At 61.5% G+C, this 23,754-nt stretch carries 19 protein-coding genes; 17 read left to right on the forward strand and 2 right to left on the reverse strand.

What is annotated here, in order from left to right; translation table 11 throughout:
• Positions 1-2,133 carry a glycosyltransferase family 2 protein gene (locus FPB55_RS08600; RefSeq protein WP_144187971.1) on the forward strand — a complete coding sequence of 711 codons (2,133 nt, stop codon included), beginning with the start codon at positions 1-3 and terminating at the stop codon, positions 2,131-2,133.
• An 11-nt stretch (positions 2,134-2,144) separates the two neighbouring features.
• Positions 2,145-3,605: an efflux transporter outer membrane subunit gene (locus FPB55_RS08605; RefSeq protein ID WP_144187973.1), complete on the forward strand. Its 1,461-nt coding sequence runs from the start codon at positions 2,145-2,147 to the stop codon at positions 3,603-3,605.
• A 124-nt stretch (positions 3,606-3,729) separates the two neighbouring features.
• Here the strand turns inward: FPB55_RS08605 and gltA are convergent, their stop codons facing one another.
• Entirely contained in the window at positions 3,730-5,019 is a 1,290-nt protein-coding gene (gene gltA, locus FPB55_RS08610; RefSeq protein WP_029886714.1) for a citrate synthase, read from the reverse strand.
• A 352-nt stretch (positions 5,020-5,371) separates the two neighbouring features.
• Here gltA and sdhC point away from each other — a divergent pair, with 352 nt between their 5' ends.
• From sdhC to FPB55_RS08670, 11 genes are all read left to right on the forward strand, one after another.
• Positions 5,372-5,758 carry a succinate dehydrogenase, cytochrome b556 subunit gene (sdhC, locus tag FPB55_RS08615; RefSeq protein ID WP_008091902.1) on the forward strand — a complete coding sequence of 129 codons (387 nt, stop codon included), beginning with the start codon at positions 5,372-5,374 and terminating at the stop codon, positions 5,756-5,758.
• Positions 5,752-6,120, forward strand: coding sequence for a succinate dehydrogenase, hydrophobic membrane anchor protein (sdhD, locus tag FPB55_RS08620; RefSeq protein ID WP_008091903.1), 369 nt, complete (start codon positions 5,752-5,754; stop codon positions 6,118-6,120). The genes sdhC and sdhD overlap by 7 nt, the downstream gene beginning before the upstream one ends.
• A gap of 3 nt (positions 6,121-6,123) precedes the next feature.
• Entirely contained in the window at positions 6,124-7,896 is a 1,773-nt protein-coding gene (gene sdhA / locus FPB55_RS08625) for a succinate dehydrogenase flavoprotein subunit (RefSeq protein WP_009684709.1), read from the forward strand.
• Positions 7,897-7,907: 11 nt separating this feature from the next.
• Positions 7,908-8,612, forward strand: a complete 705-nt coding sequence (locus FPB55_RS08630) for a succinate dehydrogenase iron-sulfur subunit (protein WP_009684708.1) — start codon at positions 7,908-7,910, stop codon at positions 8,610-8,612.
• 246 nt (positions 8,613-8,858) lie between these two features.
• Positions 8,859-11,690 (forward strand): 2-oxoglutarate dehydrogenase E1 component, encoded by a 2,832-nt coding sequence (locus tag FPB55_RS08635; protein ID WP_029886713.1) that lies wholly within the window; start codon positions 8,859-8,861, stop codon positions 11,688-11,690.
• A 42-nt stretch (positions 11,691-11,732) separates the two neighbouring features.
• Complete coding sequence (gene odhB / locus FPB55_RS08640; RefSeq protein WP_054881175.1) at positions 11,733-12,956, forward strand: 2-oxoglutarate dehydrogenase complex dihydrolipoyllysine-residue succinyltransferase; 1,224 nt, start codon at positions 11,733-11,735, stop codon at positions 12,954-12,956.
• A 96-nt stretch (positions 12,957-13,052) separates the two neighbouring features.
• Complete coding sequence (gene lpdA / locus FPB55_RS08645; protein WP_009684703.1) at positions 13,053-14,489, forward strand: dihydrolipoyl dehydrogenase; 1,437 nt, start codon at positions 13,053-13,055, stop codon at positions 14,487-14,489.
• A gap of 172 nt (positions 14,490-14,661) precedes the next feature.
• Entirely contained in the window at positions 14,662-15,828 is a 1,167-nt protein-coding gene (gene sucC / locus FPB55_RS08650; RefSeq protein WP_003254205.1) for an ADP-forming succinate--CoA ligase subunit beta, read from the forward strand.
• Complete coding sequence (gene sucD, locus FPB55_RS08655) at positions 15,828-16,712, forward strand: succinate--CoA ligase subunit alpha (RefSeq protein ID WP_003254203.1); 885 nt, start codon at positions 15,828-15,830, stop codon at positions 16,710-16,712. Before sucC ends, sucD begins: the two co-directional genes overlap by 1 nt.
• Positions 16,713-17,194: 482 nt before the next feature.
• Positions 17,195-18,508, forward strand: a complete 1,314-nt coding sequence (brnQ, locus tag FPB55_RS08665; protein WP_054911494.1) for a branched-chain amino acid transport system II carrier protein — start codon at positions 17,195-17,197, stop codon at positions 18,506-18,508.
• Positions 18,509-18,725: 217 nt separating this feature from the next.
• Entirely contained in the window at positions 18,726-19,475 is a 750-nt protein-coding gene (locus tag FPB55_RS08670) for a DUF599 family protein (protein WP_009684701.1), read from the forward strand.
• A gap of 65 nt (positions 19,476-19,540) precedes the next feature.
• On the opposite strand, the gene FPB55_RS08675 is transcribed toward FPB55_RS08670, so the two are convergent.
• Positions 19,541-19,804, reverse strand: a complete 264-nt coding sequence (locus FPB55_RS08675) for a hypothetical protein (protein WP_009684700.1) — start codon at positions 19,802-19,804, stop codon at positions 19,541-19,543.
• Between the two features lie 152 nt (positions 19,805-19,956).
• Between FPB55_RS08675 and FPB55_RS08680 the strand changes: the two genes are divergently transcribed.
• The 4 genes from FPB55_RS08680 (at position 19,957) to FPB55_RS08695 (ending at position 23,675) form a co-directional block, all read left to right on the forward strand.
• Positions 19,957-20,433, forward strand: coding sequence for a PaaI family thioesterase (locus FPB55_RS08680; protein ID WP_029887684.1), 477 nt, complete (start codon positions 19,957-19,959; stop codon positions 20,431-20,433).
• A complete protein-coding gene (locus FPB55_RS08685; protein ID WP_054911497.1) occupies positions 20,430-20,912 on the forward strand; it encodes a PaaI family thioesterase in 483 nt (160 codons plus the stop codon). The genes FPB55_RS08680 and FPB55_RS08685 overlap by 4 nt, the downstream gene beginning before the upstream one ends.
• Before the next feature lie 69 nt (positions 20,913-20,981).
• On the forward strand, positions 20,982-22,886 hold the full coding sequence (gene htpG / locus FPB55_RS08690) for a molecular chaperone HtpG (RefSeq protein WP_029887686.1): 1,905 nt from the start codon (positions 20,982-20,984) through the stop codon (positions 22,884-22,886).
• 63 nt (positions 22,887-22,949) lie between these two features.
• Positions 22,950-23,675 (forward strand): dienelactone hydrolase family protein, encoded by a 726-nt coding sequence (locus FPB55_RS08695; RefSeq protein WP_009684696.1) that lies wholly within the window; start codon positions 22,950-22,952, stop codon positions 23,673-23,675.
• Positions 23,676-23,754 lie beyond the last annotated feature (79 nt).

Here is a 23,754-nt window from a genome sequence, read left to right on the forward strand (position 1 = left end):
ATGCAAGCACTGGACTCGACACAACTGCTGCAAATCAACCTGTGGACGCTGGCCATCGTGGTCCTGCTGAGTTGCATGGCCCACCGCGAGCAATGGCTGGCGCGCCTGCTGTTCGGCGCGCTGACCGCGGCACTGCTGGTCAGGTACGTGGCCTGGCGCTTCGCCGACACCTTGCCTGACAGCCGCGCGGGGTTCGCCACGGTATGGGCTTATGGCTTCCTGTTCTTCGAGTTGTTGGGCATTGCCTATACCTTGTTTTCGATCGTGGTGATGTGCCGGCGCAGCGATCACCGCCACGCCGCGGACGCTGGCGAGCAGCGCTTGCGCGCGATGGGGGCCGAGGCGCCGGCGGTCGATGTGTTCATCTGCACCTACAACGAAGGGCTCGAGGTTCTGGAGAAGACCATCATTGCCGCGCAGGCCATTGACTACCCCAACTTCACCCTCTGGGTGCTGGATGACACGCGGCGGGACTGGCTGCGCGACTACTGCGCGAGCATGGGGGTGCGTTACACGCGGCGCGATGACAACCTGCACGCCAAGGCGGGCAACCTGAACAACGGCCTGCGCCAGTCGGCAGCCAGTACCAACGCGCCGTACATACTGGTGCTGGATGCAGACTTCGCCCCGCAGCGGCCGATTCTGCTGCGGACCTTGGGGCTGTTCCAGGACCCTGAGGTCGGGTTGGTGCAGACCCCGCAGTTCTACTACAACCCGGACCCTATCCAGCATAACCTGGGGTCGGCAAACAGCTGGGTGGATGAGCAACGGGTATTCTTCGATGTGTTCCAGCCTGCCAAGGATGCCTGGAACGCAGCGTTCTGCGTGGGCACTTCGTTCGTGGTGCGGCGTGATCTGGTCGAGCGCATGGGTGGTTTTCCCACGGGGTCGGTCTGTGAGGACATCTACACGTCCTACCGCCTGATGCAGATGGGCTACATCACCCGCTGGCTGAACGAGCGTTTGTCCATCGGGCTGTCTGCCGAGGGCCTGACCGAGTACATCAACCAGCGCGGCCGCTGGTGCCTGGGGACGATCCAGGTGGCCTTGCTGCGCCAGGGGCCGCTGTTCGGTCGCGGCTATGCCCTGAACGATCGCCTGCATTACCTGCACGGCCTGCTGCATTGGTGCTCCAAGCCTTTCATCCTGATGATGCTGGTGTCGCCGGTGCTGTATTGGTATTTCGGCATTGCCGGTTTCTATGCAACGCCGGCAGCGTTTCTGGCCTTCGGCATGCCGGCGCTGATCGCCTATTGGGGTTACAGCACCTGGGTGACCGGGCGGCGTTCACTGCCGATCTTCACCGAGGTGACGCAGATCGTTTGCGCATTGGCGGTGACCGCGACCCTGATCAGTGCTGCGATTCGCCCGTTCGGGCGGCCTTTCAAGGTGACGGCCAAAGGCCTGGACCGCTCCCAGACCCAGGTGCACTGGAAGCTGTTCGGGTTTTTCCTGGCCTTGAGTGTGTTGGCGCAGGTCGGCGCAATCACGGCGATCAGCACTGCCAGCCGACTGGACGGCAATATGGTGTTCAACCTGAGCTGGACGGTACTGGTGCTGCTGTACAACCTGGCGACACTGGTGGCCTGCGTTGATCGGCCACGGCTGCACGGCGAGGAGCGCTTTCCGTTTGCTCGGCCCACCCAGCTGCGCCTGGGTACCGGTACGCTGGGTGGGCAACTGGTCGATATCTCGATCAGCGGGGCGGCGTTCGAAGGCGCCATGGCCGGCGAGGTGCCGTGCGGCAGGCGTGGCCAGGTATGGGTGGACAAGGTGGGCTGGCTGGGGGCAGAGGTGGTACGCCGGGATGGCAGCCAACGGCTGGGGCTGCGCTTCGTGGCGGTGCATGAGGCGCAGCGGCGCGCGCTGATCACCAGGTTGTTCAGCCAGGCCAATCCCAATGTGGCCAGCACGGCGCAACCCGCCACTGCGTTCTTCACCTTGCTGCGACGGGCGCTGCTGGGCGAAGGCGACTGGCGCCTGCGGCTGGTGCGCCGGCCGCGGCAGGCGCCCATCGCCAGCGCGCGGGTGGCTGTGAAGCGCCGCAGCGCCCAGCCGGCCGCCCTGCAGGCTTCCAGCGGCCCTCTCGGCGTGCTGGCTCAACTGCGTGCCTTGATGAACAGCGTTTGGTGAGGGAAGGGCCCATGACTAGACCCCTGCAGTGTGTGATGTTTGCCGCTCAACTGTCTTTGGCCGGCTGTTCGCTCGAGCCTGCCTACGAGACACCGGCGTCCCCCATGGACACCGGCTGGCCGGATAGCGTCGAGGCGGGCTGCTGTGATCCGCGAAACGCTTTCGACCCGGATTGGCGAGCGTTCGTCAGTGACAGCCGCTTGCGCCGGTTGATCGAGTTGGCCCTGGTCGACAACCGTGACTTGCAGCAAGCCGCAGCCAGCGTGGCGCAGGCCAGGGCAGGCTATCAGGGCGCCGCGGCAGCGCTGTACCCCAGCCTGGGCGTCGACACCTATGCCGGGCGCGCAAAGTTGCCGGCGCTGGAGCAAACCCCCGGGGGCGGCTCCAGCGCCGGCAGTGTGGCCAACACCTTCCAGGCCACCGTGGGGTTCACGGCCTATGAGCTGGACTTCTTCGGCCGGGCACGAAGCCAGGCCCATGCGGCCGAGGCGCGCTTTCATGCCTCGCTGGCCGACTACCAGGCTGCACGCATGGCCTTGATCGGCGAAGTGGCCGGGACCTGGCTGACGCTCAAGGCCAACCAGAGCTTGCTTGGGCTGGCAGAGCGCACATTCGAATCCCAGCAGCATTACGGGCAAATGCTGCGTTCCAGTTTCAACCTGGGTTCGACCGCACGCATCGATGTCCACCAAGCCGATGCCATCACCAACACTGCTGCCGTGCAAGTCAGTACCTACCGGATGCAAGTGGCGCAGAACCTCAATGCTTTGCGGGTGCTGGTAGGGCAAACGGTACCGGCCGGGCTGTTGCCGGAGGGCCAGCTTGGGGCGCAGATGGCGACAGCCGATGTACCCGCCGGGGTGCCTTCAAGCCTGCTTGAGCGGCGGCCCGATATCCGGGCGGCGCAGGCTCAGCTGCGCGCTGCCAATGCAGAAATCGGCAGTGCGCGGGCCGCCTATTTCCCCAGCTTTTCGTTGACAGGCGCGCTGGGTAGCCTGAGTGGGGACTTTTCGCGGCTGCTGACAAGCCCGGCTCAGTTCTGGAATCTGGCGGCGCTCGGTTCGCTGACATTGCTCGATGCCGGCCAGCGCAGGGCAGGGGTGGATGCCACTTGGGCCCAATACGACCAGCGTGTGGCTGCTTACGAGCAGACCGTGCTCAACGCCTTCCGTGAAGCGGCCAATGCGTTGAATGCGCGGCAGGAGATGCTGCCGCAGGTCGCGGCCCAGCGGCAGCTGGTCGAGGACTATGAACAAGCCTACCGGCAGTCGCGGCTGCGTTTCGAGGCAGGTCTGGACAGCTACTTCTCGACCATGGACGCCCAGCGCTCGCTGTTCGGTGCGCAGCAGCGTTGGCTGGAGCTGGAGCTGGCGCGCGAGATCAACCAGGTTAACCTGTTCAAGGCGCTCGGGGGTGGCTGGTCACCAGGGCCGACGGCAATCGTGGGCAGTGCTGCGCAAGTCGCACGCTAGTTGGCCTGGGTGGCTGATGCGTATCGCCGGGGGAGGGCATGAGCCAGCCCTTGGGCCGCGCGACACCAGGCGTGCGCGCGGCCCAAGGGCTGGCCGGGGGGCTGAAGCGTTACCCGATCAAGCCTTACTTGCGGTCGCCGAGGGCAACGATGTCGCGCTTCTGCTCGCCGGTGTACAGCTGGCGCGGACGGCCGATCTTGTACGGGCTGGAGAGCATTTCCTTCCAGTGCGAAATCCAGCCCACGGTACGTGCCAGGGCGAAGATCACGGTGAACATGCTGGTTGGAATGCCGATCGCCTTGAGGATGATCCCCGAGTAGAAGTCGACGTTCGGGTACAGCGAGCGCTCGATGAAGTACGGATCGGTCAGTGCGATCTCTTCCAGGCGCATGGCCAGTTCGAGCTGCGGGTCGTTCTTGATGCCCAGCTCGCGCAGTACTTCATCGCAGGTCTGTTTCATCACGGTGGCGCGCGGGTCACGGTTCTTGTAGACGCGGTGACCGAAGCCCATCAGCTTGAACGGGTCGTTCTTGTCCTTGGCCTTGGCGATGAAGGTGTCGATGTTCGAGACATCGCCGATTTCATCGAGCATGGTCAGTACGGCTTCGTTCGCACCGCCGTGCGCCGGGCCCCACAGGGCAGCGATGCCCGCGGCGATACAGGCGAACGGGTTGGCACCCGACGAGCCGGCCAGGCGCACGGTGGAGGTGGAGGCGTTCTGCTCATGGTCGGCATGGAGGATGAAGATCCGGTCCATTGCCTTGGCCAGTACCGGGCTGATCGGTTTGATCTCGCACGGGGTGTTGAACATCATGTGCAGGAAGTTTTCCGCGTACGACAGGTCGTTGCGCGGGTACATCATCGGCTGGCCCATGGAGTACTTGTAAACCATCGCCGCCAGGGTCGGCATCTTCGCGACCAGGCGCACCGCGGAGATTTCGCGGTGTTGCGGGTTATTGATGTCCAGGGAGTCGTGGTAGAACGCCGACAGGGCACCGACCACACCGCACATGACCGCCATCGGGTGGGCGTCGCGGCGGAAACCGTTGAAGAACGACTTCAGCTGCTCGTGAACCATGGTGTGGTTTTTCACGGTGCTGACGAACTGCGCCTTCTGCTCGGCATTCGGCAGTTCGCCGTTGAGCAGCAGGTAGCAGGTTTCGAGGTAGTCGGATTGCTCGGCGAGCTGTTCGATCGGGTAGCCGCGGTGCAGCAGGATCCCTTTGTCGCCGTCAATGTAGGTGATCTTCGACTCGCACGAGGCGGTCGCCATGAAACCAGGGTCGAAGGTGAAGTGACCAGTGGCCCCTAACCCGCGGACGTCGATTACATCAGGACCAACGGTGCCGGTTAAAATGGGCAGCTCGACGGGGGCAGCGCCCTCGATGACCAACTGCGCTTTTTTGTCAGCCATGTGGCCTCCTATTAATGCTTGAAATCATCAGACAGACCCCCCACGCAGGGCCCGCACCACTATAGAGGGATAAATTCAGATGTCAATTTGCCTAAAGGCTTGTTGAATCAGGCATTCAAGCCTGATTTTTCCCGAAATTCTCGCCCATTTACGCCTTTTGCTCATTAAAGGCAATGCGCTATTTGGGCTACCCCGTCACGTTGTCATAAGCAGCCTAACTGTCTATACTCGGCACCCGACCGCCAGGGGCTTGCAAGCCCGAACTGCTGGGGGTCGCCGTTCCCTGGGTGGTGGGTACCTGACCAGTACACTTACCAACAACTTTGCCCTGATTCGCTAGGGGCTCTTCAGTGTGAAAAAAGCCGTGAAAAGCCAACGACCTGTAAACCTAGACCTAAGGACCATCAAGCTCCCTGTCACTGCGTACACGTCCATCCTGCACCGTATCTCCGGCGTCATCCTGTTCATCGGCCTTGCCATCATGCTTTATGCACTGGGCAAATCGCTGGGTTCCGAGGAAGGCTTCGGCGAGGTGAAGGCGTGTCTGACCAGCCCGCTGGCCAAGTTCGTGACCTGGGGGCTGTTGTCTGCCCTGCTTTATCACCTCGTGGCAGGTGTTCGTCACCTGATCATGGACATGGGCATCGGCGAGACGCTGGAAGGCGGCAAGCTGGGCTCGAAAATCGTGATCGTCATCTCCGTGGTGCTGATCGTTCTGGTGGGAGTTTGGGTATGGTAACCAATGTCACGAACCTGTCGCGTTCGGGCCTCTATGACTGGATGGCGCAGCGCGTATCTGCGGTCGTTCTCGCGGCTTATTTCATCTTCCTGATCGGCTACGTGGTCGCCCACCCAGGCATCGACTACACCCAGTGGCATGGTCTGTTCTCCAACAACGCGATGCGAATCTTCAGCTTGCTGGCCCTCGTTGCCCTCGGCGCTCACGCCTGGGTCGGCATGTGGACCATTGCTACCGACTACCTGACGCCTATGTCGTTCGGCAAGTCGGCAACTGCGATTCGTTTCCTGTTCCAGGCGGTATGCGGCGTTGCGATGTTCGCTTACTTCGTCTGGGGTGTGCAGATTCTCTGGGGTATCTGATTCATGGCTAGCATTCCAACCATTTCTTTCGACGCCATCATCATCGGTGGCGGCGGCGCCGGCATGCGCGCTGCGCTGCAACTGGCTCAAGGCGGCCACAAGACTGCCGTAGTCACCAAGGTCTTCCCGACCCGTTCGCACACTGTATCCGCCCAGGGTGGCATCACCTGCGCCATCGCTTCGGCCGACCCGAACGACGACTGGCGCTGGCACATGTACGATACCGTCAAGGGTTCCGACTACATCGGTGACCAGGACGCTATCGAATACATGTGTCAGGAAGGCCCGGCTGCCGTGTTCGAGCTGGACCACATGGGCCTGCCGTTCTCGCGTACCGAGACCGGCCGTATCTACCAGCGCCCGTTCGGTGGCCAGTCCAAGGACTTCGGTAAAGGTGGCCAGGCCGCCCGCACCTGCGCGGCGTCCGACCGTACCGGTCATGCGCTGCTGCACACCCTGTACCAGGGTAACCTGAAGGCCGGCACCACCTTCCTCAACGAGTACTACGCCGTTGACCTGGTGAAAAACAAGGAAGGCGCTTTCGTTGGTGTGATCGCGATCTGCATCGAAACCGGCGAAACCATGTACATCAAGTCCAAGGCTACCGTGTTGGCCACTGGCGGTGCCGGTCGTATCTACGCCTCCACCACCAACGCCCTGATCAACACCGGTGACGGTATCGGCATGGCCCTGCGTGCAGGCGTTCCGGTGCAGGACATCGAAATGTGGCAGTTCCACCCGACCGGCATCGCCGGCGCCGGTGTACTGGTCACCGAAGGTTGCCGTGGTGAGGGTGGCTACCTGATCAACGCCCACGGCGAGCGCTTCATGGAGCGTTACGCGCCGAACGCCAAAGACCTGGCCGGCCGCGACGTGGTCGCCCGTTCCATGGTCAAGGAAATCATCGCCGGCAACGGCGTGGGCCCGAACAAGGACCACGTGCTGCTGAAGCTGGACCACCTGGGCGAAGAAGTGCTGCACAGCCGCCTGCCAGGTATCTGCGAGCTGTCCAAGACCTTCGCCCACGTCGACCCGGTTGTCGCGCCGGTGCCGGTGGTTCCGACCTGCCACTACATGATGGGTGGTGTTGCCACCAACATTCATGGCCAGGCCATCACCATGGACGAAGAAGGCAAGGATCACATCATCCCTGGCCTGTTCGCCGTAGGTGAAGTTGCGTGCGTATCGGTACACGGTGCCAACCGCCTGGGCGGCAACTCGCTGCTCGACCTGGTGGTATTCGGCCGTGCTGCCGGCCTGCACCTGGAGAAGGCACTGAGCGACGGTATCGAGCACCTCGACGCCAGCGACACCGATATCGATGTTGCCCTGAACCGCCTGAACAAGCTCAACGAGCGTACTTCCGGTGAAGACGTAGCCAGCCTGAAGCGCGAGCTGCAGAGCTGCATGCAGAACTACTTCGGTGTGTTCCGTACCGGCGAATACATGCAGAAGGGTATCGAGCAACTGGCCGGCCTGCGTGAGCGCATCGCCAACGTCAAGATCAACGACAAGTCCCAGGCCTTCAACACCGCGCGTATCGAAGCGCTGGAGCTGCAGAACCTGCTGGAAGTCGCCGAAGCTACCGCCATCGCGGCCGAAGCCCGTAAAGAGTCCCGTGGCGCTCACGCCCGTGAAGACTTCGAAGACCGTGACGACGAAAACTGGCTGTGCCACACCCTGTACTACCCGGGTGAGAAGCGCGTTGCCAAGCGTGGCGTCAACTTTGCGCCGAAGACTGTTCCAGCCTTCGAACCAAAAGTCCGGACTTACTAAGGGTGGCTGCTATGTTGAAAGTCGAAGTTTATCGTTACAACCCGGATACCGATTCGGCGCCAAAAATGGAGTCGTTCGACGTCGATACCGGCGGCAAGGACTTGATGGTGCTGGACGTACTGGCCCTGATCAAGGAAAAGGACGAAGGTTTCTCGTACCGTCGTTCCTGCCGTGAAGGCGTGTGCGGTTCCGATGGCATGAACATGAACGGCAAGAACGGCCTGGCCTGCATCACCCCGCTGTCGGCGGTGGTCAAGGGCAACAAGCTGGTTCTGCGCCCTCTGCCAGGCCTGCCGGTCATTCGTGACCTGGTGGTCGACATGAGCATCTTCTACAAGCAGTACGAGAAGGTGAAGCCGTTCCTGCAGAACGACACGCCGGCCCCGGCCATCGAGCGCCTGCAGTCGCCGGAAGACCGCGAAAAGCTGGACGGCCTGTACGAGTGCATCCTGTGCGCTTGCTGCTCGACTTCCTGCCCGTCGTTCTGGTGGAACCCGGACAAGTTCCTGGGCCCGGCCGCGCTGCTGCAGGCCTACCGTTTCCTGGCCGACAGCCGCGACACCAAGACTCAGGAGCGCCTGGCGTCCCTGGATGACCCGTTCAGCGTATTCCGCTGCCGCGGGATCATGAACTGCGTGAACGTTTGCCCGAAAGGTCTCAACCCGACCAAGGCAATCGGCCACGTACGTAACATGCTGCTGCAAAGCGGCACCTGATACACAGTGTTGTACCTGCAGTAAGCCGAGGTGCGGGCGGTGAGCCCGCACTGAGGTAAAACCCGAGCAAGGGCCCAAAAAGCCCGCGCTCATTACCTATGAAGATATGAGACCAGCAGGGGCTTTCCGGGCTGGTACCCGGAAAATCAGCAGGATCCAGGTGGCGTGGTTCAGTCGCTGTTTTCGGACTTTTCCAGGTTTGCTTCGGCTCTCGCCGATCAGTCCCCTAATCGAGGGTGACCAAGCATGCAAGAAAGCGTGATGCAGCGCATGTGGGATAGCGCCCACCTTTCAGGTGGTAACGCTGCATATGTGGAAGAGCTCTACGAGCTCTACCTGCACGACCCTAACGCTGTGCCAGAAGAGTGGCGCACTTACTTCCAGAAGTTGCCAGCCGACGGCAGCACCGCTACTGATGTATCGCACTCGACAATCCGCGACCATTTCGTACTGCTGGCAAAGAACCAGCGCCGCGCCCAACCGGTATCTGCCGGGAGCGTGAGCAGTGAACACGAGAAGAAGCAGGTTGAAGTTCTGCGACTGATCCAGGCCTATCGTATGCGCGGCCATCAGGCTGCCAAGCTCGACCCGTTGGGGTTGTGGCAGCGCCCTGCGCCCGTAGACCTGTCGATCAATCACTACGGCTTGACCAATGCCGATCTTGATACGACCTTCCGTGCCGGCGACCTGTTCATCGGCAAAGAGGAGGCGAGCCTACGCGACATCCTGGATGCACTCCAGAAGACATATTGTCGCACCATTGGCGCCGAGTTCACCCACATCGTCGATTCCGAGCAGCGCAGCTGGTTCCAGCAGCGCCTGGAAAGCGTGCGCGGCCGTCCGGAATACTCCGCTGACGTGCAGGCCCACCTGCTCGAGCGCGTTACCGCCGGTGAAGGCCTGGAAAAATACCTGGGCACCAAGTACCCAGGCACCAAGCGCTTCGGCCTGGAAGGTGGCGAGAGCCTGATCCCGATGCTGGACGAAATGATCCAGCGTTCCGGCTCCTACGGCACCAAGGAAGTCGTCATCGGCATGGCCCACCGTGGCCGTCTGAACGTGCTGGTGAACACCTTCGGCAAGAGCCCGCGCGAGCTGTTCGACGAGTTCGAAGGCAAGAAGATGAACGAGCTGGGCTCCGGTGACGTGAAATATCACCAGGGCTTCTCCTCGAACGTGATGACCTCCGGTGGCGAAGTGCACCTGGCCATGGCGTTCAACCCGTCCCACCTGGAAATCGTTTCGCCGGTGGTCGAGGGTTCGGTGCGCGCCCGTCAGGACCGCCGCAACGACACCGTTGGCGACAAGGTGCTGCCGATCTCGATCCACGGCGACGCTGCATTCGCCGGCCAGGGTGTGGTCATGGAAACCTTCCAGATGTCGCAGACCCGCGGTTTCAAGACCGGCGGCACCGTGCACATCGTGATCAACAACCAGGTTGGTTTCACCATCAGCAACCCGCTGGACGCGCGCTCCACCGAGTACGCCACCGACGTGGCCAAGATGATCCAGGCGCCGATCCTGCACGTGAACGGCGATGACCCGGAAGCAGTGCTGTTCGTCACCCAGCTGGCCATCGACTACCGCATGCAGTTCAAGCGTGACGTGGTCATCGACCTGGTCTGCTACCGCCGTCGCGGCCACAACGAGGCCGACGAGCCGAGCGGCACCCAGCCGCTGATGTACCAGCAGATCACCAAGCAGCGTACCACCCGCGAGCTGTACGCCGAGTCGCTGATCCAGGCTGGCCGTATCGATGCCGAGCGTGCCCAGGCGAAGATCGACGAGTACCGCAACGCGCTGGACAACGGTCTGCACGTGGTGAAAAGCCTGGTCAAGGAGCCGAACCGCGAGCTGTTCGTCGACTGGCGCCCCTACCTGGGCCATGCCTGGACTGCGCGTCACGACACCCGCTTCGACCTCAAGACCTTGCAGGACCTGTCGGCCAAGCTGCTGGAAATCCCGGAAGGCTTCGTCGTCCAGCGCCAGGTGGCGAAGATCTACGAAGACCGCCAGAAGATGCAGGCCGGTGGCTTGCCGATCAACTGGGGCTATGCAGAAACCATGGCCTACGCCACCCTGCAGTTCGAAGGTCACCCGATCCGCATGACCGGCCAGGACATCGGCCGTGGCACCTTCTCGCACCGCCATGCAGTGCTGCACAACCAGAAGGATGCCGGCACCTATGTACCGCTGAAGAACCTGTTCCCGGGCCAGCCGATGTTCGAGCTGTACGACTCCTTCCTGTCGGAAGAAGCCGTGCTGGCCTTCGAATATGGCTACTCGACCACCACGCCGAACGCGCTGGTGATCTGGGAAGCCCAGTTCGGCGACTTCGCCAACGGTGCGCAAGTGGTCATCGACCAGTTCATCACCAGCGGCGAGCACAAGTGGGGTCGCCTGTGTGGCCTGACCATGCTGCTGCCGCACGGCTATGAAGGGCAGGGCCCGGAGCACTCCTCCGCGCGCCTGGAGCGTTACCTGCAGCTGTGTGCCGAGCACAACATCCAGGTCTGCGTGCCAACCACGCCGGCGCAGATCTACCACCTGCTGCGTCGTCAGGTCATTCGCCCGCTGCGCAAGCCGCTGATCGTGCTGACACCGAAGTCGCTGCTGCGTCACAAGCTGGCCGTTTCGACCCTGGAAGACCTGGCAGAAGGCTCGTTCCAGACCGTGATCCCGGAAATCGACAACCTCGATCCGGCCAAGGTCGAACGCCTGGTCCTGTGCGGCGGCAAGGTCTACTACGACCTGCTGGAGAAACGCCGTGCCGAGGGCCGCGAAGACATCGCCATCGTGCGTATCGAGCAGCTGTATCCGTTCCCGGAGGACGACCTGGTCGAAATCCTGGCGCCGTACACCAACCTCAAGCATGCCGTGTGGTGTCAGGAAGAGCCGATGAACCAGGGTGCCTGGTACAGCAGCCAGCACCACATGCGCCGTATCCTGGGCCGCCACAACAAGGCGCTGGTCCTGGAATACGCCGGCCGCGACGCTTCCGCCGCACCAGCTTGTGGTTACGCTTCGAAGCACGCCGAACAGCAGGAAAAACTGCTGCAAGACGCCTTCACTGTCTAACGCCTTCGCGCACCTGAAACCGAATTTAAGGAAATACAGATAATGGCTATCGAGATCAAAGCCCCAACCTTCCCGGAATCGGTTGCCGATGGCACCGTTGCCACCTGGCACAAGAAGCCGGGCGAAGCCGTCAAGCGTGACGAGCTGATCGTCGACATCGAGACCGACAAGGTCGTCCTGGAAGTGCTGGCTACCGCTGACGGCGTGCTGGGCGACATCGTCAAGGGCGAGGGCGACACCGTCCTGTCCGACGAGGTGCTGGGTTCGATTGTTGAAGGCGGCGCTGCTGCCGCACCTGCCGCCGCCGCTGCACCTGCCGCTGCACCCGCTGCGGCAGCTGCCGATGCTGGCGAAGACGACCCGGTCGCCGCCCCGGCTGCGCGCAAGCTGGCCGAAGAAAACGGCATCGACCTGGCCAGCGTTGCCGGTACCGGCAAAGGTGGTCGCGTCACCAAGGAAGACGTGGTTGCAGCGGTTGCCAACAAGAAGTCTGCACCTGCCGCTGCGCCGGCTGCAAAGCCTGCTGCCGCTGCTGCTGCCCCGGTGGTCACCGCTGCTGGCGACCGCACCGAGAAGCGCGTCCCGATGACCCGCCTGCGTGCCAAGATCGCCGAGCGCCTGGTAGAAGCCCAGTCGAGCATGGCCATGCTGACCACCTTCAACGAAGTGGACATGACCGAAGTCATGGCCCTGCGTTCGAAGTACAAGGACCTGTTCGAGAAGACCCACAACGGCGTGCGCCTGGGCTTCATGTCGTTCTTCGTCAAGGCTGCCACCGAGGCGCTGAAGCGCTTCCCGGCGGTCAACGCCTCGATCGACGGCAACGACATCGTCTACCACGGCTATGCCGACGTCGGCGTCGCGGTGTCCAGCGACCGTGGCCTGGTGGTACCGGTACTGCGTAACGCCGAATCGATGAGCCTGGCCGAAATCGAAAACGGCATCGCCACCTTCGGCAAGAAGGCCCGTGACGGCAAGCTGTCGATCGAAGAGATGACCGGTGGCACCTTCACCATCACCAACGGCGGTACTTTCGGTTCGATGATGTCGACCCCGATCGTCAACCCGCCGCAGGCCGCGATCCTCGGCATGCACAACATCATCCAGCGCCCGATGGCCGTTAACGGCCAAGTGGTGATTCGCCCGATGATGTACCTGGCGCTGTCCTACGATCACCGCCTGATCGATGGCAAGGAAGCGGTAACCTTCCTGGTCACCATCAAGAACCTGCTGGAAGATCCGTCTCGCCTGCTGCTGGACATCTAATCGCGCGGCTGTAAGCTGCGAGCGGCAAGCTTCAAGTCGAAGCCTGTCTGTCTCGCAGCTTGCAGCTTGCTGCTTGAAGCTCAAAAGGAATCTTTTATGACCCAGAAATTCGACGTAGTGGTAATCGGTGCAGGTCCTGGCGGTTATGTCGCTGCCATCAAGGCCGCACAACTCGGTCTGAAGACTGCCTGCATCGAGAAGTACACCGACGCCGAGGGCAAGCTGGCCCTGGGCGGCACCTGCCTGAACGTCGGTTGCATTCCTTCCAAGGCCCTGCTGGACAGCTCCTGGAAGTACAAGGAAGCCAAAGAAAGCTTCAACGTGCATGGCATCTCCACCGGTGAAGTGAAGATGGACGTTGCCGCGATGGTTGGCCGCAAGGCTGGCATCGTCAAGAACCTGACCGGTGGCGTGGCCACCCTGTTCAAGGCCAACGGTGTTACTTCGATCCAGGGCCACGGCAAGCTGCTGGCGGGCAAGAAGGTCGAAGTCACCAAGGCTGACGGCACCACCGAAGTGATCGAAGCCGAGAACGTGATCCTGGCCTCCGGCTCGCGTCCGATCGACATTCCGCCAGCGCCTGTCGACCAGAACGTCATCGTCGACTCCACCGGCGCCCTGGAATTCCAGGCCGTACCCAAGCGCCTGGGCGTGATCGGTGCTGGCGTCATCGGCCTGGAGCTGGGCTCGGTATGGGCTCGCCTGGGTGCTGAAGTCACCGTGCTGGAAGCCCTGGACACCTTCCTGATGGCTGCCGACACTGCCGTGTCGAAAGAAGCCCAGAAGACCCTGACCAAACAAGGCCTGGACATCAAGCTCGGCGCGCGCGTGACCGGCTCGAAAGTCAACGGCGACGAAGTCGAAGTCACCTACACCAACGCCGAAGGCGAGCAGAAGATCACCTTCGACAAGCTGATCGTTGCGGTCGGCCGCCGTCCGGTGACCACCGACCTGCTGGCTTCCGACAGCGGCGTGACCATCGACGAGCGTGGCTACATCTACGTCGACGACCACTGCGCGACCAGCGTGCCGGGCGTCTATGCCATTGGTGACGTGGTGCGTGGCCTGATGCTGGCGCACAAGGCCTCGGAAGAGGGCATCATGGTGGTTGAGCGCATCAAGGGCCACAAGGCCCAGATGAACTACGACCTGATCCCTTCGGTGATCTACACCCACCCGGAAATCGCGTGGGTCGGCAAGACCGAACAATCCTTGAAGGCCGAGGGTGTTGAGGTTAACGTAGGCACCTTCCCGTTCGCGGCCAGCGGCCGTGCGATGGCGGCCAACGACACCGGTGGTTTCGTCAAGGTCATCGCCGACGCCAAGACCGACCGCGTGCTGGGTGTACACGTGATTGGCCCATCGGCTGCCGAACTGGTGCAGCAGGGCGCAATCGCAATGGAATTCGGCACCAGTGCCGAGGACCTGGGCATGATGGTCTTCAGCCATCCAACCCTGTCCGAAGCGCTGCATGAAGCAGCGCTGGCTGTGAATGGCGGCGCCATTCACGTGGCCAACCGTAAGAAGCGTTAATCATAAGAAACCACGGCGGGCAGCCCGTCGTGAGTCTTGCGTGCATGACTCACCGCGGAACGTCCGCCGGACCGGATCACATGGGATAACCCGGGGTCAACGGTCACAGGTGGCGCGGCGCCAGTAATGGCGCAGCGCCGAAGCGCAGTACCTAACGAAGACGGTAAAAAGCATGAATCTTCACGAGTATCAGGGTAAGCAGCTGTTCGCTGAGTACGGCCTGCCAGTTTCCAAGGGTTTCGCAGTCGATACCCCTGAGCAAGCTGCAGAAGCCTGCGACAAGATCGGCGGGAACGAGTGGGTAGTCAAAGCCCAGGTTCACGCGGGTGGTCGCGGTAAAGCGGGCGGCGTCAAGCTGGTTCGCAGCAAGGAAGACGCCAAGGCGTTCGCTGCACAGTGGTTGGGCAAGAATCTGGTTACCTACCAGACCGATGCCAACGGTCAACCCGTCTCCAAGATTCTGGTCGAATCCTGCACTGACATCGCCAAAGAGCTGTACCTGGGCGCTGTAGTCGATCGTTCGAGCCGCCGCATCGTGTTCATGGCCTCCACCGAAGGTGGCGTGGACATCGAGAAAGTCGCTCACGAAACGCCTGAGAAAATCCTCAAGGCCACCATCGACCCACTGGTCGGCGCACAGCCATTCCAGGGTCGCGAGCTGGCATTCCAGCTGGGCCTGGAAGGCAAGCAAGTTCAACAGTTCGCCAAGATCTTCGTAGGCCTGGCCAAGCTGTTCAAGGATCACGACCTGGCACTGCTGGAAGTGAACCCGCTGGTGATCAAGGCCGATGGCGACCTGCACTGCCTCGATGCCAAGATCAACATCGACGCCAACGCCATGTACCGTCAGCCTAAGCTGAAAACCTTCCACGACCCGTCGCAGGACGACGCCCGTGAAGCCCACGCTGCCAAGTTCGAACTGAACTACGTTGCCCTCGAAGGCAACATCGGCTGCATGGTCAACGGTGCCGGCCTGGCCATGGGTACCATGGACATCGTCAACCTGCACGGCGGCAAGCCGGCCAACTTCCTCGACGTTGGCGGCGGTGCTACCAAAGAGCGCGTTACCGAAGCGTTCAAGATCATTCTGTCCGACAGCAATGTCGCGGCCGTTCTGGTCAACATCTTCGGCGGCATCGTTCGCTGCGACATGATTGCCGAAGGCATCATCGGTGCAGTGAAAGAAGTCGGCGTCAAGGTTCCGGTCGTCGTTCGCCTTGAAGGCAACAACGCCGAACTCGGCGCTAAAGTACTGGCAGAAAGCGGTTTGAACATCATTGCGGCAACCAGCCTGACCGACGCTGCTCAACAAGTTGTCAAAGCTGCGGAGGGCAAGTAATGAGCGTCCTGATCAATAAAGACACCAAAGTCATCTGCCAGGGCTTCACCGGCTCGCAGGGTACTTTCCACTCCGAACAGGCCATCGCCTACGGCACCAAGATGGTCGGCGGCGTAACCCCAGGCAAGGGTGGCACCACCCACCTGGGCCTGCCGGTGTTCAACACCGTCAAGGAAGCCGTGGAAGCTACCGGCGCTGATGCTTCGGTCATCTACGTACCGGCTCCTTTCTGCAAGGACTCGATCCTGGAAGCAGCCTTCGGCGGCATCAAGCTGATCGTCTGCATCACCGAAGGCATTCCAACCCTGGACATGCTGGATGCCAAGGTCAAGTGCGACGAGCTGGGCGTGACCCTGATCGGCCCTAACTGCCCAGGTGTCATCACCCCGGGCGAGTGCAAGATCGGCATCATGCCAGGCCACATCCACCTGCCAGGCAAGGTCGGTATCGTGTCGCGCTCCGGCACCCTGACCTACGAAGCTGTGAAGCAGACCACCGACGCCGGCTTCGGCCAGTCGACCTGTGTCGGTATCGGTGGTGACCCGATCCCGGGCTCCAACTTCATCGATATCCTGAAGCTGTTCCAGGAAGACCCGAAGACCGAAGCGATCGTCATGATCGGCGAGATCGGCGGTTCGGCTGAAGAAGAAGCAGCGGCCTACATCAAGGCCCACGTGACCAAGCCTGTCGTTTCCTACATCGCTGGTGTTACCGCACCTGCCGGCAAGCGCATGGGCCACGCTGGCGCCATCATTTCTGGCGGCAAAGGCACTGCAGACGAGAAGTTTGCAGCCCTGCAGGACGCGGGTGTGAAAACCGTGCGTTCCCTGGCCGACATAGGCAAGGCCCTGGCCGAGCTGACCGGTTGGGAAGCCAAGAAGTAATACCGCTACACCCCCCACGCGCACAGAGGCCACCTTCGGGTGGCCTTTGTCGTTTGTGGGGTTCTGTATTCCTGTGCCGAACTCTTCGCGGGCTTGCCCGCTCCCACAGGGATCACCACATTCAGAACCTGTGGTGATCCCTGTGGGAGCGGGCAAGCCCGCGAAGAGGCCAGAACAGGCACTGTAGATTTTTCGATGGGTTTGATAGGAATTTTCACACAGACGCAGCGTTTAAACCGAGGATAATTCCTTCTGTCTTCGGTCGCACAGACGACAAACATGTACGCACATCGGACAAGCAGCACTGTTCCAGTGCGTTTGACTGACAAAACGGTTACATTACGCGCTCACTCTGTGCCCGTACCCCAAAAGGGAACGACACGCTAAACGGGTCTGGCCTATCAAGCCGGGCAGCATTTCCCCTCATCCAAAGGGAAATCCCCTCTCGAATCCCGATTTCAGCAGTGTGGTACTACCTTAAAATGAAAGTTCTCAAAGGCCAGGATATCCTGGCGCTTGGCTTTATGACGTTTGCGCTTTTTGTGGGTGCAGGCAACATCATCTTCCCGCCTATCGTCGGCCTGCAGTCCGGCCCCCATGTGTGGATGGCGGCGCTGGGCTTCCTGGTCACGGCCGTAGGCCTGCCGGTCATCACCGTGGTCGCCCTGGCCAAGGTCGGTGGTGGCATGGATGCCCTGAGCAGCCCGATCGGCAAATTCTTCGGCGGCTTGCTGGCGGCTGTCTGCTACCTGTCGGTCGGCCCACTGTTCGCTACCCCGCGTACGGCGACCGTTTCGTTCGAAGTGGGTGTTGCTCCGCTGACCGGGGAAAGCCCGCTGGCGCTGTTCATCTACAGCCTGGTGTATTTCGCTGTGGTGCTGGCCGTGTCGATGTACCCCGGCAAGTTGCTCGATACCGTGGGCCGCTTCCTGGCGCCGCTGAAGATCATCGCCCTGGCCGTACTGGGCATTGCCGCCTTTGCCCTGCCGGCAGGGGGCATGGGTGACGCGCAGCCGGCTTATGCGGCAGCGGCCTTCTCCAAAGGCTTCTCCGATGGCTACCTGACCATGGATACCCTGGGGGCCCTGGTGTTCGGTATCGTCATCGTCAACGCCATCCGCTCGCGCGGTGTCGAGTCGCCGAAGCTGATTACCCGTTATGCCATCATCGCCGGCCTGATCGCCGGTGTCGGCCTGGCCCTGGTCTACATCAGCCTGTTCCGTCTGGGCGCCACCAGCCACGATATCGCGGCAGATGCCACCAATGGCGCGGCCGTTCTGCATGCCTACGTACAGCACACCTTCGGTTCGTTGGGCAGCGGCTTCCTTGCGGTGCTGATCGCGCTGGCCTGCCTGGTGACTGCGGTGGGCCTGACCTGCGCATGCGCCGAGTACTTCAGCCAGATCCTGCCGCTGTCGTACCGCGCCCTGGTGGTGATCCTGGCTGGCTTCTCGCTGTTGATTTCCAACCTTGGCCTGACCAAGTTGATCATGTTCTCGATCCCGGTACTTACCGCCATCTACCCGCCCTGCATCGTGGTAGTCGGCCTGAGTTTCGTGAAAGACCTGTGGCATTCGCCGACCCGTATCCTGGCGCCGGTCATGCTGGTGTCGCTGGTGTTCGGCATGGTCGATGCGATCAAGGGCAGCAGCCTTGCCCATATGCTCCCGGACTTCATGGCGCACCTGCCGTTGAGCGATGCCGGCATGGCCTGGCTGGTGCCATCGGTGGTGACCCTGATGGGCGCCGTCGCCTGCGACCGCATGCTGGGCAAGCCGCGCGAAGCGCTGGCCTGACGCGCCGGGCCAAGCCTTGGGGGCGGCACCGGCCACAAGCCGAAGGGTGCCCGCCCAAGGTGCAAGCTGCAGAGCCCCGTATCGGCAACGATGCGGGGCTTTTTTCTGGCCCACACCGGCAGTACGAATTTCAGCAGGAATGTGTGCCTTTTGCCGCTTGCCAGCGTCGAAACCCGGTCCCTATCCTTCAGGCACCTGGCCTTTTCGGGAATCCTGCATGAATTTCATCCAAAGCAACCTCAACAACCTGCTGGCCGTCGCCTGGTTCGCCCTGTGCTGGGGTGGCTATACCCGGTATGCGATCTGGAAAGGGCGCGACACCGCGTGCCTGGCCAGCGTGCTGCACCTGTACCGTGAAGACTGGATGCGGCGCATGTTGCTGCGCGATAACCGTATTGCCGATGCCAGCGTGATCGGCAACCTGGAGCGCAACGCGTCGTTCTTCGCCTCCAGCACCTTGATCATCCTGGCCGGTATCCTCACCGTGCTGGGGGCCTCCGACAGGGCGCTGTCGCTGCTGGCCGACCTGCCGCTGGTGCAGCAGACTTCGCAGGGCATGTCGGAGATCAAGTTGTTGTGCCTGGCCATGGTCTTCGTGTACGCCTTCTTCACTTTCAGCTGGTGCATGCGCCAATACAACTTTGCTGCCGTACTGGTTGGCTCGGCACCGATGATTGGCGAACGGCAGGTCAACGAACTGGAACGCAAGGCGTTCGCCTCGCGGGCAGCACGGGTGTTGTCGCTGGCGGCCAACCAGTTCAACCTTGGTTTACGTTCCTATTACTTCGGCATGGCCATGTTGAGCTGGTTCATCAGCCCGTGGTTGTTCATGGGCATGAGTGTGGGTGTTGTATTGATCTTGTACCGGCGGGAGTTCCATTCCGATGTGCTGGAGGTGATGGTCTTTACCCCCACGGATAGTGTCAGCAGCGAGCCATTGAAAGAGGGTGGTGTAGCAGTGAACTGAAACGATTAACCGTGAATTCAACGCAAAAAAAAACCCGACAACGTCGGGTTTTTTTATCGGGCTGATTATTGCTTGGCAGGTTCTGCCGGCGCCGGAGTAGCCGGGGCGGCTTCTTCGGCAGCCTTTTGCTCGGCTTCAGCCTGATCTTTGGCAGCTTCGGCGTTTTCCTTGGCGGCGTCGTTCATTTTATCCTGAGCTTCGCCCATCTTTTCCTGGGCTTGCTCGGCATGTTCCTGCGCATCTTGGGCTTTGTCTTCGCTCGCTTTATCGCAAGCAGCCAGGCCCATGGCAGCAGCCAGCATCAGAGCAAAAGCAAATGGTTTACGCATGGGGGTGTTTCTCCTTGGTGTGATAAGTGACTTGTTCCTTCGAGTGCAGCCACTTGGAATAAGTTCAACGAAGGTTTCAGATATATAACGCCCCGTTCTACATGGACTTTTGAACCCACCTATGCCGTTTGGAAGGGACGTGGTAACAGCCTATGAGTGATGCGACCTTGATGTCCATGGCCGAGCGTTTTCTTTCGGCATTGAAACACTGCCAGTTGTTGCAGATGCGTGTGGCACAGGCGGATGAAACTGGCATGACGCTGGTCCTGCCCTGGTCGCCGGCCATTGTCGGCAACCCGCAAACCGGTGCCGTACACGGTGGGGCGCTGACAACGCTGATGGACACCACCTGCGGCATGGCCACGCTATGCGTACTGCCGCACTTCGAGGTATGCCCGACCCTGGATCTGCGCATCGACTACATGCACCCGTCGGTACCGGGCAAGGACATCCATGGGCATGCCCAGTGTTACCGGGTGACCCGCGACGTGATCTTCACCCGTGGCAGCGCCTACCAGGACGACCCCGAGCGGCCGATCTGCCAGGTGGTGGGTACGTTCATGCGGTTGGGCCCGCAGGTCAAAGGCGGCATCCGCTTCGGCAGCAGCCTGAAGGAGGGCGGGTCATGATTCCGCCGGCCATTCGCCAGCAACTCAATGCAGCACACGCGCAAGGTGACTACCGCCCCTTGCTGGCATTGATTCCCTACGCGGGGTTGATCGGCATCGAATGCGAGCGCGAGGGGGATGACCTGCTGTTCCGCCTGCCGGCCAATCCGGACACTATCGGCAACCCCCTCTTGCCCGCTATCCATGGCGGGGTGATTGCCGGCTTCATGGAGCTGTCGGCAGCGCTGTACCTGCTGATCTACAGCGACAGCGCCAGCATTCCGAAGATCATCGATTTCTCCATCGATTACCTGCGCGCCGGGCTGTTGCGCGATACCTACGCCCAGTGCCAATTGTGGCGCCAGGGGCGACGGGTGACCAACGTGGCCATTACCGCCTGGCAGGGCGACCGCCAGTCGCCGATTGCCACGGCCCGCGCGCATTTCAAGATCGAACCGCAAAAGCCCTTGAAATCATCCGGGCAGCCCCCATCTGCATGACATCCGCCGTTAAAGCAGGCTGTACCGCCCGCCAGGCGCCATTGCAATCAGATCGGAGTTTTGAAGACCATGAGTGTGGAGACTCAAAAAGAAACGCTTGGCTTCCAGACCGAGGTAAAGCAACTGCTGCACCTCATGATCCATTCCTTGTATTCGAACAAGGAGATCTTCCTGCGTGAACTGATCTCCAACGCCTCCGACGCCGCCGACAAGCTGCGCTTCGAGGCGCTGGCCAAGCCAGAGTTGCTGGAAGGCGACGCCGACCTGAAGATTCGCCTGAGCTTCGACAAGGAGGCGGGTACCGTGACCCTCGAGGACAACGGTATCGGCATGAGCCGCGAAGACGTCATCACCCACCTGGGCACCATCGCCAAGTCCGGCACTGCCGACTTCATGAAGAACCTCACCGGTGACCAGAAGAAGGACTCGCACCTGATCGGCCAGTTCGGCGTGGGCTTCTATTCCGCGTTCATCGTTGCCGACAAGGTTGACGTGTACAGCCGTCGCGCCGGCCAGCCGGCTGCCGAAGGCGTGCATTGGTCGTCCCGTGGCGAGGGTGAGTTCGAAGTCGCCACTGTCGACAAGCCCCAGCGCGGTACCCGCATCGTCCTGCACCTGAAGAAGGACGAGCAGGAGTTCGCCGATGGCTGGCGTTTGCGCAACGTGGTCAAGAAGTACTCCGACCATATCGCCTTGCCTATCCAGTTGCCGAAAGAGCAGGCGGCTGCCGAAGGTGAAGAGCAGCCGGCCGAAGAGTGGGAAACCGTCAACCGTGCCAGCGCCCTGTGGACCCGTTCGCGCAGCGACGTGAAGGACGAGGAATACCAGGAGTTCTACAAGCACATCGGCCACGACTTCGAGAACCCGCTGGCCTGGAGCCACAACAAGGTCGAGGGTAAGCTTGAATACAACTCGCTGCTGTATGTGCCGGCCCGCGCGCCGTTCGACCTGTACCAGCGCGAAGCGCCACGCGGCCTGAAGCTGTATGTACAGCGCGTGTTCATCATGGACCAGGCCGAGTCGTTCCTGCCGCTGTACCTGCGCTTCATCAAAGGTGTGGTCGACTCCAACGACCTGTCGCTGAACGTGTCGCGTGAAATCCTGCAGAAAGACCCGATCATCGACTCGATGAAGACCGCGCTGACCAAGCGCGTGCTGGACATGCTGGAGAAGTTGGCGAAGAACGAGCCTGAGCAGTACAAGGGCTTCTGGAAAAACTTCGGCCAGGTGCTGAAGGAAGGCCCGGCCGAAGACTTCGCCAACAAAGAGAAGATCGCCAGCCTGCTGCGTTTTGCCTCCACCCACGACGACAGCGGCGAGCAGAGCGTTGCCCTGGCCGACTACCTGGCGCGCGCCAAGGAAGGCCAGGACAAGATCTACTACCTCACCGGTGAGTCCTACGCGCAGGTCAAGAACAGCCCGCACCTGGAGGTCTTCCGCAAGAAAGGCATCGAAGTGTTGCTGCTGACCGACCGCATCGACGAGTGGCTGATGAGCTATCTCAACGAATTCGACGGCAAGGCCTTCGTCGACGTCGCCCGCGGCGACCTGGACCTGGGCAAACTGGACTCCGAAGAGGACAAGAAAGCCCAGGAAGAAGTCGCCAAGGACAAGGAAGGCCTGGTCGAGCGCCTGAAAGGTGCATTGGGTGACAGCGTGGCCGAAGTCCGTGTGTCACACCGCCTGACAGACTCGCCAGCGATCCTGGCCATTGGCGAGCAGGACCTTGGCCTGCAGATGCGCCAGATCCTCGAGGCCAGTGGGCAGAAAGTGCCGGAGTCCAAGCCGATCTTCGAGTTCAACCCAAGCCACCCGCTGATCGACAAGCTGGACAACGAGCAGAGCGAAGACCGTTTCGCCGAGCTGTCGCATATCCTCTTCGATCAGGCGGCCCTGGCGGCCGGGGACAGCCTGAAAGACCCGGCAGCGTACGTTCGTCGCCTGAACAAGCTGCTGGTCGAGCTGTCTGCTTGAGTTGATGCAGAGGAAAGCCCGCTTCGGCGGGCTTTTTTATGACGAGTGCCAATGGAGTGCCTGATGAGCAAAGTAATCGTCGAATCGCTGGTGTATCACCTGTCCGGCCGAACCTACGAAAGCCGCCTGGTCTACGAGCCCGGGGCGCTGGGGCGCCCGGGCCTGGTCATGGCACCGAACTGGATGGGGATTGGCGAAGGTGCCGAACGCATCGCCAAGGAAGTGGCCGAAAAGGGCTATGTGGTGTTGCTCGCCGACCTGTATGGGCAGTCGGTGCGCCCGTCCAATGCGGACGAAGCGGGCGCAGCGATGATGCCGCTCAAGAACGACCGCGGCGAACTTCGCAAGCGCATGCAGGAGGCCCTGGCCCAGTTGCTGGGGCAGTCCAAGGCGCTGCTGGAGCCTGGCAAAGTTGCCACCTTCGGCTTCTGCTTCGGGGGTTGCTGTGCGCTGGAGCTGGCGCGCAGCGGCGCCGACTTGCGTGCGGCAGTGTCGTTCCACGGCACATTGGACACGCCGAACCCCGAGGATGCCAAGCGCATCAAGGGCTCGGTGCTGGTGCTGCACGGTGCATCGGACCCATTGGTGCCGAAAGAGCAGCTGCCGGCATTCGAGGACGAGATGAATGCGGCCAAGGTCGACTGGCAGTTGCTCAGCTATGGCGGGGCCGTGCATTCGTTCACCGACCCTGGCGCCAATGTGCCGGGCAAGATGCAGTATGACCGGCGCACCTCGGAGCGGGCGTTCCGTTCGATGCATAACCTGCTGACTGAAGTGTTCCAGCGCTGATCGCATAGTGGGGCTGCTGTGCAGCCCTTCGCGGGCTTGCCCGTTCCCAACTCTCACCCTCTGGGAGCGGGCAAGCCCG

Source organism: Pseudomonas sp. BJP69 (assembly GCF_007633355.1).
Taxonomy (GTDB): Bacteria; Pseudomonadota; Gammaproteobacteria; order Pseudomonadales; family Pseudomonadaceae; genus Aquipseudomonas; species Aquipseudomonas juntendi.